Here is a 16,516-nt window from a genome sequence, read left to right as displayed (position 1 = left end):
GAGCGATCACCCGGAGACCTGCTATGAACCCATCCCCGGCTTCCTTGGCGGCCGACCCTGCTGCCAGTGACCCGTCCATGCGACGGCTTGAGCCCGCGATGAGCCTGGGGCTTAGCGACCGCTTGATCAATCGCATGCTGTTGATCGCCAGCGCCATCGCCGCGGTCTGCTCGGTGGCCTTGCTGCATGCCCAGGTCTATCCGGTTTCGATGGTGGTGGACGCGTTGGCCGCGCTACTGCTGGTCTTGCTTTGGCTGGCCCGGCACCGCATCTCCTCGGGTCCACGCCTGGCTTGCCTGGCCCTCACCGGCTTCTTGGTGGCTGTGCCCGCGATCGTCTTCAACCCTTATGCGCCGGACGGCTATCTGTTGTTGGCTGCGGTGATGGCCTTGTCGTTCACGAATTGGAGTGGCCCACGTGCCTTGGCGCTTCCGGTGGCCTGCGTGCTCTTGCTTGCGGCGACGGCGGTCGGCGTCAGCATGGGTTGGATCCATGTCAGCACGGATGCTCCTAATTTTTCCGGTCGCCCGCAAGCTTGGCTGATCGTCTGCCTGACGGTGGTGGTGCTGGGAACTGCCATGGGGGGAGCGATCTTCGAGTTGAAGCACCGACTGCTGGGACAGATCGAGCAACTCGAGTCCGGCCACCGCCAGCTTTTCCGCTTCGCTTACCAGGACGCGGTCACAGGCCTGTGGAACGGCGAGTTTCTAGGCCGCGAGCTGGAGCGGCACCGTGCCTCGGGCCAGGTGCACCAGCTGATGGTGATCGAACTCATGGGCCTGCGCGAGCTGAGTGCCTTGCACGGCCCCCGGCGGGTGGACCAACTTTGGCGCGACGGCGTGGAGCTCTTGCGCAAGAACCTCTCATCCAGCTCGTTGATGCTGTGCCGGCTTTCTGGTGATCAGCTGGCTGTGTGGTCGCCTGCGGCCGAGCCGCATCGTCTGGTCGAGGCCAGCCAGGCCTTCATGGCGCATGCCCGGACCGAACTGGCAATGGACCGCCTGGGCATTCAGTTTCATGCGGCCTCGGTGAGTTTTCCCGCGCACGGCACCGAGCTGGACGCCTTGCGACGCAGCGCCCAGGTGGCTTTGCAGCGTGCGGTCGCGCAAGGGCCGGGCGCTTGCGTGGCTTTTGCTGCCGAGATGTTGCAACAGCTGCACGACGAACAAGTGCTGAGGGAGCGTGTGCGCCTGGCCTTGGACCAAGACGGCTTCTATGCCGTCTATCAGGCCAAAGTCGATCTTGAGCATCAGCAAATTGTCGGCTTCGAAGGGCTAGCGCGCATGCGTCCCGTCGGTGATGAGCAGGTGCCTGGACCCGCGACTTTCATTGGCGTGCTGCATGCCGAGGGCTGGATGACCCAATTCGGCGAGCGCATGCTGCAGCGCATCTTGCAAGACCTGCCGGCGCTGTGCGAGCGCTATGGCGCCGCCGCGCAGGTGGCTGCCAATGTGTCGCCCGCCTTGTTCCTCTCGCCCGGCTTCCCTGATCTGCTGCAGCGCCTGCTGCTTGAAAGCGGTGTTGCGGCAGGCAATCTCATCATCGAGATCACCGAGGAAGTCTTCGTCGGTGATCTGCAACGCCTGCGCCAGGCCTGCGCGGCCTTGCGCGATATGGGTGTGCAGGTCTCGCTGGACGATTTCGGCAGCGGCTTCTCCTCACTGAGCTATCTGCGCGAGGTGCACTTCGACGAGATCAAGATCGACCGCTCCTTCGTTCAGCGCATTGAGACTGATCGCCGCAGCCAGATGGTTTTGTCGACCCTGTGCGAACTTGGGCGCGACTTCGACTGTCGGGTCGTCATCGAGGGGGTGGAGACGGCCGGCCAGGTCGAATGCATCAGCGGTCTGCATGGTGTGTGCCTGCAAGGTTTTTTCTTTGCCCGGCCGCAACCCTTGGAGCAACTGCTGGGCGCTAGCTGAGCTAACTGTGGCATGCAGCGGGCTGCATCCGGCCGCCTGACCTGGCATCCATGTGCATGTGGCCATACTTGAACTGCCAGGGTTTATTTGTCGCAGCTGCTCGCTGGGCGCCTTACCATCGCAGCAGTTTTTGCTCCGGCCCACTCCTCGATGAAAAACAAATATCGACTCATGGCGATGCCCTGGCTGCCCCGTTCCGCATGGTTGGCGCTGCTCTTGACGGCTTGTGCGGCGCCGCTGCCGCCGGCCATCCTGACGCCTGCCGCCAAGCCAAGCACGGTGGAGGCAAAAGCCGACATCCCGCAGCAACCCGAAGGCCCCAGTGGCTGGACCCACAAGCCGGCTTGGGCCGTGCAGCGCTTTGCGGTGGCGGCCGCGAATCCGCTCGCCGCAGACGCGGGCTACGAGATGCTGCGGGCCGGCGGCAGCGCGCTGGATGCGGTGATCGCCGTGCAATTGGTGCTGACCCTGGTCGAGCCGCAATCCAGCGGCATCGCCGGCGGCGCATTTTTGATGCATTGGGACGGCCAAGACATCACCGCCCTGGACGGCCGCGAGACGGCACCGGCCGCCGCCGGCGAAGGTCTGTTTCTCAAACCCGACGGCAAGCCGATGAGCTACACCCAGGCGGTGGTCGGCGGCCGCTCGGTCGGCACGCCCGGGCTGCTGCGCATGCTGGAGTTGGCCCACCGCAAATACGGCACGCTGCCCTGGGCGCGGCTGTTCGAGCCGGCGATTCGGCTGTCCGAGAACGGCTTTGAGCTGGGGGCGCGCATGCACCAGATGCTGGTGATGGACCCGCAGATCAAGACCGATCCGCAGGCCTTGAAGTATTTCTTCGACGCGAATGGCGCGCCGCTGCCTATCGGCACGCTGCTGCGCAACCCCGCGTTGGCCGAGGTCTTGCGCATGGTGGCCAAGGGCGGCGCCGAGGCCTTTATGCGCGGCCCAGTGGCTGCCGACATCGTGCGCCGCGTGCGTGGTCACGCCAGCAATCCGGGCTTGTTGAGCGAGGCCGATATGGCTGGCTATAAGCCGCAGCTGCGCGCGCCAATTTGCACCGATTGGCGCGAGACTTGGCGCGTCTGCGGCTTTCCGCCGCCCTCGTCGGGCCATCTCGCGGTGATGCAGATGTTGGGCATGACGGCGCAGCAAAGTGCGGCGCAGTCGCTGGACGCTATCGGTCTGCCGAATGCCGCTTGGCTGAACCGGTATGCGCAGGCCGCCAATCTGGCTTTTGCGGATCGCGCGCAGTTTGTTGCCGACCCCGATTTCGTGGCCGCGCCCGGTGGCGACTGGGCCAGCTTGTTGGCGCCCGACTATTTGCGCCAGCGCGCTCAGCTGATCGGCCCGCGCAGCAGCGGCGTGGCCAAGGCGGGTCAGCCGGGCGCTGTCAAAACTGCCTATGCAGCGCAGGTGGCACAACCCGAGCATGGCACCAGCCATATCAGCGTGATCGATGCTCAGGGGCGCGCGGTGTCGATGACGACGACGATAGAGACGGTGTTTGGCGCCCGCATCATGAGCGACGGCGGCACCGGGCTGACGGGCGGGTTCTTGCTCAATAACCAGCTGACGGACTTCGCGCTGAACCCGCGCGACGCCGCCGGCCAGCCGGTGGCCAACCGCTTGGAGCCCGGCAAGCGGCCGCGCTCCAGCATGGCGCCGACCTTGGTGTTTGACCGCCGCGACGGCCGCTTGTTGATGACGCTGGGCTCGCCCGGCGGAGCGGCCATCATCCACTATGTCGCCAAGACCTTGATCGCCACGCATGACTGGGGCATGGATGTGCAGCAGGCGATTGCACTGCCCAATTTCGGCGCGTTCAACGGCCCGACGCTGCTGGAGAGCGATTTGTTCCCGGGCAGTACGGCGGCCGGCTTGCGAGCGCTCGGCCATGAGGTGCTGGAGCGCGACTTAACGAGCGGCCTTCAGGCCATCATGCGCCGGCCGGCCCAAGCGGGCGGCGGCTGGCTGGGCGGCGCCGACCCACGCCGCGAGGGGGTGGTGAGGGGCGACTGATCAGCCCCTGACCAAGCTCTGGACCTGGCGCAACAACCCGGGCCGGCGGCCGGTCAGCTGCGCGCTGATGGCAGCCTTCAAGGGCGGCAGATGTTGGGCCACTTGCAGCACGCCGCGGCGCAGCAGGCGCGCGGCCGGGCGCTCGTCGGTGAAGAGCTTGACGACGGCATTGGTGCCTTGGTAGATGGCCCAGGTATTGCGCCTGTGTGCGCTGGCGTAACGCTCTAAATGGCAGGCAGCGCCAAGGTCTTGGCCGGACTCCTTGGCCGCGCCCAGCAGGCCCGCCAGCAGCTCCACCCCATACAGACCAAAGTTGTAGCCATGCGCGGTGACCGGGTGCATGCCCACGGCCGCGTCGCCAACCAGGGCCAGGCGATGGGCGGCAAAGCGGTGTGCATAAGTGGCCACCAAGGGGTAGAGGTGGCGGCTGCCCAGCGCGGTAACGCTGCCCAAGCGACCGCGCAATTCGCTCTCGACCCATTGCGTGAATTGCGCCTCATCGCAGGCCAGCATGACCGTGGCCCGGTCGGCCGGCAGCGTCAGCACCAAGGAGCTGCAATCGCCATTCAGCGGCAGGATGGCCAGCGTGTGGCCATAGTGGAAACACTCCAGCGCAATGCCCTGGTTGGGCTGGCTGTGCTGGATGCGGCAGACGATCACGCTGCGGCCGAAGTCGCGCATCTCCACGCCGATGCCGGCCTGGCGGCGGATGTTTGAAAAGCGGCTGTCGGCGGCGATCAGCAACGGGGCCGTCAAGCGCTCGCCGCTGGCCAGGCGGATGCTGGCTGCTTGCGCACTCAGCTCAATGCCTGCGACCGGGCTGTCGGCGCGGATGCTGATCAGCGCTGCGCGTTTCAAAGCACCCTGGTAGGCCACGCGCCTCAGCCAATGGTTGGACACCAACTGCCCCAAAACCTCGCGGCCTGAACCTTGGGCGTCAAAGGCGAGCGGCTCGCCCAGGCCGTCGCCATCAAAGACATGGGCGCGCCGCAGCGGCGCCATCTCGGCCGCCGGCAGGTCCTGCCATTGGCCCAAGCCTTGCAGGATGGCGATACCTTTGTGCGTCAGGGCGATTTCGCGGCCGTCCTCGGCCGGCTCCTGCAGGGCGGCGAGGCTGCTGGCTTCCAGCACGCAGCTGGAGATGCCTGCATCGGCCAGTGCGCAGGCCATGCTCAGGCCGGCCGGGCCGGCGCCGACGATCAAGACCTCGGCAGATGTGGGTGCGTGATCGTCGTGGTTGCTGCGGGTCGCTTGCATGCGGGTGGCCTCATTTCAGGAAGCCGCGAGCGTAGCCGGCCGCCGCGCTGCACGCTTTGACCTGGGTCAGCGCTTCTTCAGCGAGATCAGGCAGACCAAGCTGATGGCCGCAAACAGCAGGCCGCTCCAGACCTCGTAGGGCAGGCCCAACAAGCGGTAGGCGGCCGCCTCGCTGCAGGAAGCTGTCACCATGAAGACGGACGGCAACAGGTTCTCCAAATCAAGCGCGTTCAGCAGCCTATCGGCAAAAGTCATATCGCAAGACGCCAGTTTGGCCGCGACTTCATGCTGAAACACCGCCGCCGCCACGCCCGCCGCACCCAGCAAGGCGGTCAAGAGCAGACCGGCGCTGCGCAGCGGACGCATGCCCTTGAGCAGCCAGGTCAGGCCCGCCACCAAGGCAATCAACAAGAACACCCCGCGCTGCATCACGCACCAGGGGCAGGGCTTGACCCCGAACGCGTGTTGCGCCACCAGGGCGGCGGCGACGGCGGCGAGGCTGACGAAGAAGATGGCGGCAAGTGCCTGGGCTGGGAACTTCGAACGCTGGAGGAACATCAGTCGGCCGCCACTTCAGCGATCAGATCGATTTCGACGCAGGCACCCATCGGGTTCTGTGCCACACCGAAGGCGCTGCGCGCATGGGCACCGATTTGGGGGCCGAAAACCTCGGCCAGCAACTCGGAGCAGCCATTGGTGACCAGATGCTGCTCGGTGAAGTCACCGGTGCTATTGACCAGGCTGGTCAGCTTGACGATGCGGGTGATCTTGTTCAGGTCGCCTAAAGCGGCGTGCAAAGTGCCCATCAAGTCGATCGCGATGGCACGTGCCGCAGCCTTGCCGGTGGCGGTATCGACATTGCGGCCGAGTTGGCCGACCCAGGGCTTGCCGTCTTGTTTGGCAATATGGCCGGACACAAAGATCAAATTGCCGGTGCGCACGAAAGGCACATAGGCGGCGACCGGCACCGCCAGCGGCGGCAGCTCGATACCCAAAGTCTGAAGCTTGCTGTAAATGGGGCTGGTATTCATGGCGGACTCGCTATATCGGGTTGGTCTTGCTTGGTGGGACTTGCTTGGCCGGCGCACTGGTATTACAGCCGGCCTATCGCTAGGATCAGGTGGCGCGCATCCTACACCGAGCCGATTCGAATCCACGCGGCGGCCCGTGAGCAAGGCGATCCGACATGCCCCAAGCGGCCCCAAGATTTGAAGCCACCCACCTGGCGCTGCCGGCCATCGGCTGGCTCTTGGGCCTGTTGACGCTGCAGCAATGCGCCCGCCTGCCTGATGCGGCCGAATATGCGGCCGGCCTGCTGCTCGCTTGTTTCGTCGCGGCTGTGACTTGCTACTGTTTGCGGGCCAAGGCGATCACAGTTGCGACGCTGTGCCTGACGCTGAACATCGCTTTGCTGGCCTTCGCCCAAGCCGCCTGGCGCGCCGAGCAGCGCTTGAGCGAGCGTTTGCCCGAGGCTTGGGAGGGCCGCGAAGTGCTGGTGCTGGGCCACGTCAGCAATTTGCCCAGCGCGACGCAGGGCATGTTCGGTGCGCCTGGCTGGCGCTTTGAGTTCGAGTTGGAGCAGGCCTTTGCCGGTGCGAGTCGGCAAGACCCGGCGCTGGCCTTGCCGCGGCGTTTGGCGCTGGCCTGGTATGCGCAGAGTGAGGACGCGGCGGCGCCGCCGCTGCGCGCCGGCGAGCGCTGGCAATTGCTGCTGCGCCTGAAGCGTCCACATGGCTTGCTGAACCCGCACGCCTTCGATTTTGAGTTCTGGATGTTCGAGCAAGGCCAGCGCGCCAGCGGCGTGGTGCGGCCCGGCGCTGAACTGCGTCTGGCGCAAGCGCCTTGGTGGTCGCTGCATGCCCTGCGTTCGGATCTGCGTGAAGCTCTGCAGCGGCGCGTGCATGACCCGGCCATTGCCGGCATGCTGGCGGCGCTGAGCCTGGGTGATCAAGCGGCCATCTCCAAGTCCGACTGGGCGCTGTTTCGGGTCACCGGCGTCAGCCATTTGCTCAGCGTCAGCGGCCTGCATGTCACGATGTTTGCTTTTGCGGCGCGCGGCCTGGTTGGCTGGCTGTGGCGGCGCAATGCGCGGCTTTGCCTGCGTTGGCCGGCGCCGAATATCGCGCGCTGGGCCGGCGTACTGGCGGCCCTGGCCTATGCCTTGTTCTCCGGCTGGGGCGTGCCGGCGCAGCGCACGGTCTGGATGCTGGTCACGCTGGCCCTCTTGCGCAGCCTGGGTCTGCGCTGGCCCTGGCCGCTATGCCTGCTGTTTTCAGCGCTAACGGTGACCTTGATCGACCCTTGGGCGGTCGGTCAGGCGGGCTTTTGGCTGTCTTTTGTGGCGGTCGGCTTGCTCATGGCCAGTGGCGATGAGCAAGCGCGCTTGCTGGGTTGGCGTGCACATTTGGGCGCCGGCCTGCGCAGCCAGTGGATCGCCACCTGTGGCTTGGCTCCCTTGAGCCTGCTGTTCTTTCAGCAAATCTCGCTGGTCGGTCTGCTGGCCAATTTGTTGGCGATTCCTTTGGTCAGCTTTGTCATCACGCCCTTGGCCATGTTGGGGGCTGTTGTGCCCTTGCTGTGGCACTTGGCCGCCTGGGCGGCCCAGCTTTTAATGGCTTACCTGCACTGGCTGGCAAGCTGGCCTATGGCTGTGTGGACGGTGCCGGTGGCGCCGATCTGGGCGCAAGCCTTGGGGCTGCTGGGCGGCGTCCTGCTGGTCTTGCCGCTGCCCTGGCGCGTGCGGGTTCTGGGGCTTGCTTATCTGCTGCCGATGCTGTGGCCGGCGCCGGCGCGCCCGCCGGCCGGCGAGTTCGAGTTCCTGGCGGTCGATATCGGCCAAGGCACGGCCGTGGTCGTGCAGACCGCTGAACATAGTCTGCTGTATGACAGCGGCCCCGCCTATGGGCCCGGGGCAGACGCCGGCCAGCGCGTGCTGCTGCCGCTGCTGTTTGCCTCGGGCGTGACGCGCCTGGATCTGCTGATGCTCAGCCACCGGGACAGTGACCATACCGGCGGCGCGGCCTCGGTGTTGGCCGGCATGGCGGTAGAGGCCCTGAGCAGTTCGCTCGAAGCGGCCCACCCCTTGCTGCAAGGCCCCACACCGCAACAGCGCTGCGCCGCCGGCCAAAGCTGGCTCTGGGACGGGGTGCGCTTTGAGGTGCTGCATCCGCAGTCGGCGGACTACCAGATGCCGCTGAAAAGCAATGCTATGTCTTGCGTGCTGCGGCTGACTTCGGCCTCGGGCCACAGCGCTTTGCTGACCGGCGACCTGGAAGCGCCGCAAGAGCTGGCTTTGATTCAACGCAGCACAGGCGGCGCGCTGCGCAGCGAGGTCTTGCTGGTGCCGCACCATGGCAGCAAAACATCGTCCACCGAGGCCTTCTTGGACGCAGTGGCGCCGCGCTGGGCGTTTGTGCAAGCGGGCTACCGCAACCGCTTTGGCCACCCGGCGCCGGGCATCTTGGCGCGCTATCAGGCGCGTGACATCGGCGTGCTCAGTTCGGCCGAATGCGGCGCTTGGCGCTGGCGCAGTGGCCAGGCGCAAGGGCAATGCCAGCGCGAGCAATTCAGGCGCTACTGGCATTGGCGGCCTGAGGCTCAGGCGCTGCTGCAGGGGCCTTGGCCTGGGCTCACCGCGCCGGAGTCGCTGCAGGAAGCGACAGAATTCATCGACTCACTGAGCCTGGCGCAGTAGCTGCAGCGTGCGCCCCAGCTCGATCACGGCCATCGCGTAATAGCTCGACCAGTTGTAGCGCGTCAGCGCATAGAAGTTCTCGCTGCCCAGCCAATAGACGGGTGCTGCCGCGCCCATTTGCAGCTCGATCACGGCCAGCGGCCCGCCGTGCGCCAGCGCCGCCTCGGACGGCTGCGCGCCCAGGGCCTGCAATTGCGCGGCACTGAAAGTCGGCAAGATGTCGGGTGCCAGGAGCCGAGCGCGCGCCGAGGTCTCGACCGGCAGCGCGACGCTGTAATGCGTGGGCATGCCGCGCTGCCAGCCGTGGTTGGCCAGGAAATGGGCGACGCTGCCGATCGCGTCGGCCGGGCTTTGCATCAGGTCGACATGGCCGTCGCCGTCAAAGTCGACCGCATGCTTGTTCCAACTGCTGGGCATGAATTGCGGCCAACCCATCGCCCCGGCGAACGATCCCTTGACGCTCAGCGGTTCCAAGCCTTCGCGGCGCGTGAGCTTCAGGAACTCGGCCAGCTCGGTGCGGAAGAACGCGCTGCGATCGCTGCGCCCGCTGGGAAAATCAAAGGCGAGCGTGCTCAAAGCGTCGATGACCCGGAATCCACCAGTAATCTGGCCGTAAAAGGTTTCGACCCCGATCAGGCCGACGATCAGCTCGGCCGGCACGCCGTAGAGGTTTTCGGCGCGCGCCAGGGCGGCGGCGTTTTGCTCCCAAAACGCCAGCCCGGCTTGCAAACGGCGCGGCTCCACAAAGCGTGCCCGGTAAGCGCCCCAGTCTTTGGCGCTGCCGGCCGGTGCAGGCATGATCAAACGCTGCACAGCGGGCAGGCTCTTGGCTTGCGCCAATTGCGCTTGTAGCGCTTGCAGGGCCTGGGCGTCCCAGCCTTGCTCGGCGGCTAACTCGGCGGCAAAGCGCATCACATCGGCACGCTCGCCGAAAGGCTGCGCCGGCTTGTCCTGCAGTTTGCTGGATTTGGCCTGCTTGGGTTTCTTTTTATGCGGTTCTTTGGCCCAGGTGTCGGGGCAGGGCAAGAGCAGGGCGGCCGAGAGAAAGAGGAGGGAGCTGAGCTTGAACATCGGAATCATTTAGCGGATCTTGGCGCGCAGCATACGGCCTGCGGCGCGGAAGTCGCGCAGCCAGCGTCGGCGCGCCCATGACTTGACAAGCGCGCTGCGCTGATGGCCAGGGCTTGGTGGCCCATAACGCGCCGCTTCAAGTGCCAGCAGCATCCCGGCAGCTGGCTCGGCGGCCTCGCCATGACGCGTTTGCAGCAGCTCGGCCCAGCGGCGCGGCCCCTGGTGCGCGCCTGCCTCGCTCAGTCCCCAGCCCCACAGCTCGCGCAGGATGCGGGCACGCTGGCGGCTCCAGGCGTCATGCGGGCGCGCCCGCCAATGCGACCACGCGCCGCCGGCCAGGGCCGCCAGGGCGATCAAGGTGGCGCTGACCTGGCCCAGCAGGGTCCAGTCGGGCGCGGCAAAGCCGGCGCTTTTGAGCAGGTCGAACTGGCTTTGGCGCGAGTAGTTCAGCACGCTTTGCTGCCAGCGGTTCTCCAAGACCTCCCAGCCGCGCCGCATCGACAGCCAGAGTTGCGGGTTGATTTGGCCGAAAGCACCTTCAAAGGCGCCGGCTAAAACACCTGGGGCGGGGCGCAGCGCTAAGCCGTCTTGAATCCGCTCGGGCGCTACAGCTGCGGTCGGATCGGCGCGCAGCCAGCCCTGGCCGGGCACCCAATATTCGGCCCAGGCATGGGCATTGCTGTTGCGCACGATCCAAAAGCCATCCTGGGGCTGCGCGTCCATGCCTTGAAAGCCGGTCACGATGCGGGCCGGCACGCCCATGGCCCGCATCATCACGACAAAGCCGGCCGAGAAATGCTCGCAAAAGCCCAGCCGCCGGTCGAACCAGAACTCATCGATCAGATGCGGTGTGACTTCACCATAGCGGCCCGGCGCCAGCGTGTAAATGAAGTCGGCGCTGCTGATATGCCTGAGCACGGCCGCCGCCAGGGCCGGGCTCAGCGCGGCCTGATCCAGTTGCGCGAAACGCGCTTCGCGCCGCAAGGCCGCCGCCCATTGCAAGCTGCGCGGGTTGAAGCCCGCAGGTAGATCAAGATAGTTCTGCAAGGCCAAGCTGGCCTCCATAGGGCCATGCCTGAATTGCGGGTAGACCTGCGCCTGCAGGCGCAGCCGCTCGGTGATAGGCCGGGCGGTCAGCCAATGCAGCTCGGGCGCGCGCTTAAAGCTCAGAGCTTCTACCGACCGCTCGGTGCCGGCGGGTTCGGCACTCATCTCCAACATCGGCAGTACCGTGCTGCGCAGCGGCTCCACCGTCATCTCGTAGGCCAAGGGCTGGCCGCTGACCTGCAAGGCGTCGGTCTTGCCGATCCAGCTCAGCGTCGAAGGCCGCCAAGTGCGGCCGTCGAATTGCCCCAGCACTGGGCCGCGAAAATAGCGCGCTGAAGGCGGCGGAGGCGGGCCGGCAAAGCGCAGGCGCAGCGCGACGCTGTCGTCATTGGCGATCTCGGACATGGCACCGAAGTCCAACCGGTCTGACAAGCCGGTGCGCCCGACCGAATCGGCCGGAATGCCCCACAGCGGCCCGATGCGGGGGAAGAGCAAGAACAAAAAAACCATCACCGGCAGGCCGTACAAGGTGCTGCGGGCGGCTTGGGCAGCGGCCAGGCGCAGGCTGGGCGTGCCGACCGGCATCTGTGCGAGCACCAAGGCGCTGAGCAGGGCCCAGACATTGGGGATCATCCACAGGGCGGTCAATATCGACTGCGAATACAGAAACTGCGTCAGCACCAGAAAGAAGCCCAGCAGAAACACCACGAAGGCATCGCGGCGCGCGCGCAGCTCCAAGGTCTTCAGCGCCATCAGCATCACCAGCAGGGTGACGCCGGCTTCGCGGCCCAGGAGGGTGCGGTGGCTCAGCCAGGTCAGGGCCGCGGTGAGCAGCAAGACCGCCACCAAGACCCAGCGGCCGGGCAGCGCCGCAGCGCGCCAGGCCAGCAGCGCACGCCAGGCCAGAATCAGCGCGGTGATGGCGCTGGCCCAGGCCGGCAGATGCCTGGCATGCGGCAGCACCACGGCGGCAATGGTGGCGAGCAGGAACAGCGTGTCACGGCTATCGCGGCTCAATTGCCTGAGTTGGTTGAAGGGCCGCAGCGCCCCAAAGCTGCTGAAGCTGCCGAAGCCGCCGGCTTTCATCGGGAGGCCTCGTGTTGGGAAACATGCAGCGTCAAGGCCTGCAAGCAAGTGCTCAAATGATCAGGCCCCAGATCGGGCGGCCATTCACCGCTTGGCAGGCGCAGGCCATAAGGGGCTTGGGCGCGCTCGGCCGCCAGCAACCAGGCACAGAGGCGGGAGCCACGAGGCGCAGGGTTGGCGGCGCCCAAGGCCGCGCTGTCGCGCCAGTCCAGCCACAGTGTTTGGGCCACCGGCGCATGGGTTTCGCGCACCCACAGCTGCGCACTGCCTTGTGCCAGGCTCAAGGCGGCTTTCTTCCAAAGCACTTGGCGCATCGAGTCGCCGCGCCGGTAGCCGCGCACGCCCTCAAAGTCCTGGCCGCGCTGCAAGCTGCTCGCCGCGCTGATGTCGCCGCTGGCCGCAGCGTCTTGTTGGGCCGGGAAGGGCGGTGCCGGCTCCTCCGGCTGCGGATAAATCCAGACCTTGGCGGCCGGCCGCCAAATACTCCAGGACCGGAACAGGCCGAGCGGGAAGCGGGTGACGATTTGCAGCGTCGGCAGCGGCTGCCAGCCACAACGCTGCGCCGGGTAGCGCAGCACCAAGGGCGCATGGCTCAAGGCCGCGACATCGGTGTAGGCAATTTCTGCGCGGGCGGCGCCTTGCACATGCACGCCGATGCCGTAACGCGCCGCGCCGCTGTTGTGCAGGCGCAGGGCCACTTGCACATCGTCGCCTTCAAAGACCGGCTCAGGGGCTTGGAGGTCCAGGTTCAAGCCGCGCAGATTGGCATGCGTGTTGTGCATTGAGGCAAGTCCAGCGCCGGTCAGTAAAAATGTCAGCAGATAGCCCAGGCTGAGCTGATCGTTGATGGAGGCCAGCAGCAGCAGGCCTAAGGTGGCGCAAAACGCCAGGCCGGGGCGGCTGGGCAGGATGTAGATATTGCGCTGGCCCATCAGATGGGTGTCGAGCGGGGGATGGCGGGCCGCCCACCAGTGCTGCCAGAGCTGTCTCAAACCGGACTTGCGCGCGGCCTTCATCTTCAGGGCAGATTGATCGCTTCAATCATCGCCCGTACCTGCTCGCGCGCGCCGCGGCCACTGCCGGGCTTGGGCCTCAAGCGATGCGCAATCGTCTGCGGCAGGATGGCCTGCACATCGTCGGGGGCGACGAAATCCCGACCCTCCAGCAAGGCCCGTGCGCGTGCGGCGCGCAACACGCCAAGGCCCGCACGCGGGCTCAGGCCCTGCGCAAACCAGAGGCCCGAGCGGGTCGCCTCGATCAAGGCTTGCAAGTAATCGAGCAGGGCAGCGGAGGCATGGATGGCGTTGACGGCCTCTTGCGTGGCCAGCAAATCGGTGGCATTCATCACCGGCGCCAAGGCTCGTAGCGCGGCGCGGCTATCCTGGCCGCTGAGCAACTCGCGCTCGGCGGCGCGGTCGGGGTAGCCCAAGGAGATGCACATCAAAAACCTGTCCAGCTGCGACTCGGGCAGCGGGTAGGTGCCGAGCTGCTCGCTCGGGTTTTGCGTCGCGATGACGAAAAACGGCTGCGGCAGTGCATGGCTGACGCCGTCAACGCTGACCTGCTTTTCTTCCATGGCCTCCAGCAACGCGCTTTGCGACTTTGGCCCGGCGCGGTTGATCTCATCGGCCAGCAAGACCTGGGCAAACACCGGGCCGGGGTGAAACACAAAATCGGCCCGGCCGCTTGCCGCGTCGCGCTCGTAAATACTGACGCCGAGCAAATCGGAGGGCATCAGGTCCGAGGTGAACTGCAGGCGAGAGAACTTCAGCCCCATCGAGATCGACAAGGCATGGGCCAAGGTGGTTTTGCCGACGCCGGGCAAATCCTCGATCAAGAGATGGCCGCCGGCGATCAAGCAGGCCACGCAGTCGGCGATCTGAGTCCGTTTGCCCTTGATGATCGTGCTAACCTGCTGTTGCAGAGCCGTCAGTTGAGCCGCGAGAGTGTGGGTTGAAGTTGAACTCATGGGCTCATCTTATGGCTTTGATCCAGAACATGAGACAAGCGGCGCCAAGCTCGGTGCTTGGCCCTTCGAAACGATAGAACTATGTCCACTGCTTACTTCAGCCATCCTGACTGCCGCCGGCACGATATGGGGGCCGGCCATCCCGAATGTCCGCAGCGTCTGACGGCGATTGATGACTGGCTGCTGGCCACGGGCATCGATCTGGCCTTGACCCGCGTGGAGGCCGAAAAAGTCGATCTCGCCGATGTGGAACGCGCGCATACCCATGGTTATGTGGCCGAGATTGGTGATCTGCTGCGCGGCTGCGAAAGCAGTGGCGAGTCACGTGCGGTGGACCCGGATACCGTCGCCAATCCGCACACCTGGGCGGCCACGCTGCGCGCTGCAGGAGCAGCGGTGCAGGCGACCGAGATGGTTTTGAATGGCAAGTTCGAGAACGCTTTTTGCGCGGTGCGCCCGCCCGGCCACCACGCCACCCGCGATCAAAGCATGGGTTTTTGCTTTTTCAACAATGTCGCGGTGGCGGCGCGCTATGCGCTCGATGTGCGCGGCCTGCAGCGGGTGGCGATCGTTGACTTTGACGTGCATCACGGCAATGGCACCGAGGACATCATTGCCGGCGACGACCGGGTCTTGATGGTCAGCATCTTCCAGCACCCGCTCTACCCCTATAACGGCGCGGCGCCCAAGGGCGAGAACATGGTCAATGTGCCGGTACCGGCCTATACCAAGGGAGCGGAGATCCGCGCGCTGATTGAGGCGATGTGGATGCCGGCGCTGGAGGAATTCAAGCCCGAGATGATTTTTATCTCGGCTGGCTTCGACGCGCACCGGGAAGACGATCTGGGCCAGTTGGGCTTGGTGGAGTCTGACTATGAATGGATCACTCAGCGCATCAAGGCGGTGGCGGATACCTGTTCACAGGGGCGCATCGTTTCCTGCCTGGAGGGCGGCTATAACCTCGACGCGTTGGCCCGCAGCGTTGGCGTGCACTTGCGCGTGTTGGCTGGAATTTAGGCCGGTAGCTGAGTCCGAGCCGGCTTCACTGAGAAAACAAGAGCCTGAATGACAAGCAAAGCAATTGATTTCGCCGAGTTGCGCGATTTGGGCGAAGCCCTGTTGAGTACGAATTCCCTGGTTGGTTTGGCCATCTTGACGGTCTGTCTGGGCCTGTCCTGGGTGGTGGTGAGTTTGCTGCAGCGGCGCATTGCGCACCAGCGAATGTCGGTGTTTTTTGGTCAGCGCATCTTTGACGGTGTGCTGTTCCCCATCCTGGCGCTGCTGCTGGCACTGTCCGCCAAGGCGGTTTTGCCGCTGCTGGGCTTCTCGCATGCGGTGTTCAAACTGGCCGTGCCGGTGCTGGTGTCTTTGCTGATCATTCGCCTGACGGTGCAGGTGCTCAGAACTGCCTTGCCGAAGTCAGCGCTGGTCGAGTTGATAGAACAAACCGTGTCATGGGCGGCCTGGGCCGGCTCGATTCTGTGGGTGATAGGCGTGCTGCCCTGGCTGCGCGATGAGTTGAACGACATCACCTTCAAACTGGGCGCCACCACCATTTCGGTGACCAATCTGCTCGAGGCCTCGATGACGGCCTTGATCGCGATCGTGTTGGCGCTGTGGTTGTCGTCGGTGATCGAGGCGCGACTGTTGAGCCGCCCAGTCGGTGATTTGTCGCTGCGCAAGATCGCCGCCAATGTCACTCGCGCCGTGCTCTTGCTGGGCGCGATTCTGTTCTCCCTGTCGGCGGCCGGCATGGACTTGACGGCCTTGAGCGTGATGGGCGGCGCGGTCGGTGTGGGCATTGGCCTGGGCATGCAAAAGCTGGCCTCCAACTATGTGTCGGGCTTTGTCATCCTGGCCGAGCGCTCGCTGCGCATCGGCGATATGGTCAAGGTCGACAACTTCGAGGGTCGCATCACCGATATCAAAACGCGCTTCACGGTGATCCGCGCCTTGAACGGGCGCGAGTCCATCGTGCCGAATGAATTGCTGATCACGCAGCGGGTCGAGAACTCCTCGCTGGCTGATCCCACCGTCTTGATCAGCACCGTGGTGCAAGTGGCTTACGGCACCGATCTGGACATGCTGTTGCCGCAGCTGACCGATGCGGTGAGGCATATTCCGCGCGTGTTGAAGACGCCCGAACCCTCGGTGCTCCTGACCCAGTTCGCCGCTGACGGCCTGGAGCTGACGGTGAGTTTCTGGATTTCAGATCCCGAAAACGGCCAGGGCGGGGTTCGCTCCGAGGTCAATCTCAGCCTGTTGCGCAAGTTGAATGAGTTGCGGGTCGAGATTCCGTTCCCGCAGCGCGTGATGCATGCGCCGCCGCAATCGCAGTCGCCTCTGGCGCCAGTGCTGGACGAGGCAGCGACCCGTTTCTAGGCTGGCGAGCTGAGCTTGGAGGGGTGAAGAAGGTCACGCTTGGCTGAAGCGCGTCGTGATTGAGAA

Annotated in this window: 12 protein-coding genes; 5 read left to right on the top strand and 7 right to left on the bottom strand. The window is 65.3% G+C overall.

The window, feature by feature from the left end; translation table 11 throughout:
* Positions 1-23 precede the first annotated feature (23 nt).
* Together LNV09_RS19305 and LNV09_RS19300 are read left to right on the top strand one after the other, a co-directional pair.
* Positions 24-1,922: a GGDEF domain-containing phosphodiesterase gene (locus tag LNV09_RS19305; RefSeq protein ID WP_263558705.1), complete on the top strand. Its 1,899-nt coding sequence runs from the start codon at positions 24-26 to the stop codon at positions 1,920-1,922.
* Between the two features lie 150 nt (positions 1,923-2,072).
* Positions 2,073-3,944, top strand: coding sequence for a gamma-glutamyltransferase family protein (locus LNV09_RS19300; protein WP_263558704.1), 1,872 nt, complete (start codon positions 2,073-2,075; stop codon positions 3,942-3,944).
* On the opposite strand, the gene ubiM is transcribed toward LNV09_RS19300, so the two are convergent.
* The 3 genes from ubiM to LNV09_RS19285 form a co-directional block, all read right to left on the bottom strand.
* Positions 3,945-5,201: a 5-demethoxyubiquinol-8 5-hydroxylase UbiM gene (gene ubiM, locus LNV09_RS19295; protein WP_263558703.1), complete on the bottom strand. Its 1,257-nt coding sequence runs from the start codon at positions 5,199-5,201 to the stop codon at positions 3,945-3,947.
* A gap of 66 nt (positions 5,202-5,267) precedes the next feature.
* A complete protein-coding gene (locus LNV09_RS19290; RefSeq protein WP_263558702.1) occupies positions 5,268-5,759 on the bottom strand; it encodes a disulfide bond formation protein B in 492 nt (163 codons plus the stop codon).
* A complete protein-coding gene (locus tag LNV09_RS19285; RefSeq protein WP_263558701.1) occupies positions 5,759-6,232 on the bottom strand; it encodes a RidA family protein in 474 nt (157 codons plus the stop codon). Before LNV09_RS19285 ends, LNV09_RS19290 begins: the two co-directional genes overlap by 1 nt.
* Before the next feature lie 155 nt (positions 6,233-6,387).
* Between LNV09_RS19285 and LNV09_RS19280 the strand changes: the two genes are divergently transcribed.
* Positions 6,388-8,895 (top strand): DNA internalization-related competence protein ComEC/Rec2, encoded by a 2,508-nt coding sequence (locus LNV09_RS19280; RefSeq protein WP_263558700.1) that lies wholly within the window; start codon positions 6,388-6,390, stop codon positions 8,893-8,895.
* Here LNV09_RS19280 and mltB read toward each other — a convergent pair.
* From mltB to LNV09_RS19260, 4 genes are read right to left on the bottom strand one after another with little or no spacing between them, the layout of a single operon-like run.
* On the bottom strand, positions 8,875-9,966 hold the full coding sequence (mltB, locus tag LNV09_RS19275) for a lytic murein transglycosylase B (RefSeq protein WP_263558699.1): 1,092 nt from the start codon (positions 9,964-9,966) through the stop codon (positions 8,875-8,877). The two genes, LNV09_RS19280 and mltB, sit on opposite strands and share 21 nt — an antisense overlap.
* Before the next feature lie 9 nt (positions 9,967-9,975).
* Positions 9,976-12,099 (bottom strand): transglutaminase TgpA family protein, encoded by a 2,124-nt coding sequence (locus LNV09_RS19270; RefSeq protein WP_263558698.1) that lies wholly within the window; start codon positions 12,097-12,099, stop codon positions 9,976-9,978.
* Positions 12,096-13,115, bottom strand: coding sequence for a DUF58 domain-containing protein (locus LNV09_RS19265; RefSeq protein WP_263558697.1), 1,020 nt, complete (start codon positions 13,113-13,115; stop codon positions 12,096-12,098). Before LNV09_RS19265 ends, LNV09_RS19270 begins: the two co-directional genes overlap by 4 nt.
* 2 nt (positions 13,116-13,117) lie before the next feature.
* The gene (locus tag LNV09_RS19260; RefSeq protein ID WP_263558696.1) at positions 13,118-14,068 is read right to left on the bottom strand and encodes an AAA family ATPase; all 951 of its coding nucleotides are present in this window, start codon (positions 14,066-14,068) and stop codon (positions 13,118-13,120) included.
* A gap of 81 nt (positions 14,069-14,149) precedes the next feature.
* Here LNV09_RS19260 and LNV09_RS19255 point away from each other — a divergent pair, with 81 nt between their 5' ends.
* Positions 14,150-15,085: a histone deacetylase family protein gene (locus LNV09_RS19255; protein WP_263558695.1), complete on the top strand. Its 936-nt coding sequence runs from the start codon at positions 14,150-14,152 to the stop codon at positions 15,083-15,085.
* A 48-nt stretch (positions 15,086-15,133) separates the two neighbouring features.
* The gene (locus LNV09_RS19250; RefSeq protein ID WP_263558694.1) at positions 15,134-16,450 is read left to right on the top strand and encodes a mechanosensitive ion channel family protein; all 1,317 of its coding nucleotides are present in this window, start codon (positions 15,134-15,136) and stop codon (positions 16,448-16,450) included.
* Positions 16,451-16,516: the final 66 nt, after the last annotated feature.

Origin of the sequence: Paucibacter sp. B2R-40 (genome assembly GCF_025717555.1) — a bacterium.
In the GTDB taxonomy this organism is placed as follows: Bacteria; Pseudomonadota; Gammaproteobacteria; order Burkholderiales; family Burkholderiaceae_C; genus Paucibacter_A.
The sequence above is the reverse complement of the archived record's forward strand: the minus strand, read 5'-3'. Positions and strand labels throughout refer to the sequence as shown.

What these genes read in the sequence shown, in the direction of transcription:
- LNV09_RS19255 (WP_263558695.1), top strand. Translation starts at nt 14,150, where the DNA reads ATGTCCACTGCTTACTTCAGCCATCCTGACTGCCGCCGGCACGATATG.
- LNV09_RS19280 (WP_263558700.1), top strand. Translation starts at nt 6,388, where the DNA reads ATGCCCCAAGCGGCCCCAAGATTTGAAGCCACCCACCTGGCGCTGCCG.
- LNV09_RS19285 (WP_263558701.1), bottom strand. Translation starts at nt 6,232, where the DNA reads ATGAATACCAGCCCCATTTACAGCAAGCTTCAGACTTTGGGTATCGAG.
- LNV09_RS19305 (WP_263558705.1), top strand. Translation starts at nt 24, where the DNA reads ATGAACCCATCCCCGGCTTCCTTGGCGGCCGACCCTGCTGCCAGTGAC.
- mltB (WP_263558699.1), bottom strand. Translation starts at nt 9,966, where the DNA reads ATGTTCAAGCTCAGCTCCCTCCTCTTTCTCTCGGCCGCCCTGCTCTTG.
- LNV09_RS19260 (WP_263558696.1), bottom strand. Translation starts at nt 14,068, where the DNA reads ATGAGTTCAACTTCAACCCACACTCTCGCGGCTCAACTGACGGCTCTG.
- LNV09_RS19300 (WP_263558704.1), top strand. Translation starts at nt 2,073, where the DNA reads ATGAAAAACAAATATCGACTCATGGCGATGCCCTGGCTGCCCCGTTCC.
- LNV09_RS19290 (WP_263558702.1), bottom strand. Translation starts at nt 5,759, where the DNA reads ATGTTCCTCCAGCGTTCGAAGTTCCCAGCCCAGGCACTTGCCGCCATC.
- LNV09_RS19265 (WP_263558697.1), bottom strand. Translation starts at nt 13,115, where the DNA reads ATGAAGGCCGCGCGCAAGTCCGGTTTGAGACAGCTCTGGCAGCACTGG.
- LNV09_RS19270 (WP_263558698.1), bottom strand. Translation starts at nt 12,099, where the DNA reads ATGAAAGCCGGCGGCTTCGGCAGCTTCAGCAGCTTTGGGGCGCTGCGG.
- ubiM (WP_263558703.1), bottom strand. Translation starts at nt 5,201, where the DNA reads ATGCAAGCGACCCGCAGCAACCACGACGATCACGCACCCACATCTGCC.
- LNV09_RS19250 (WP_263558694.1), top strand. Translation starts at nt 15,134, where the DNA reads ATGACAAGCAAAGCAATTGATTTCGCCGAGTTGCGCGATTTGGGCGAA.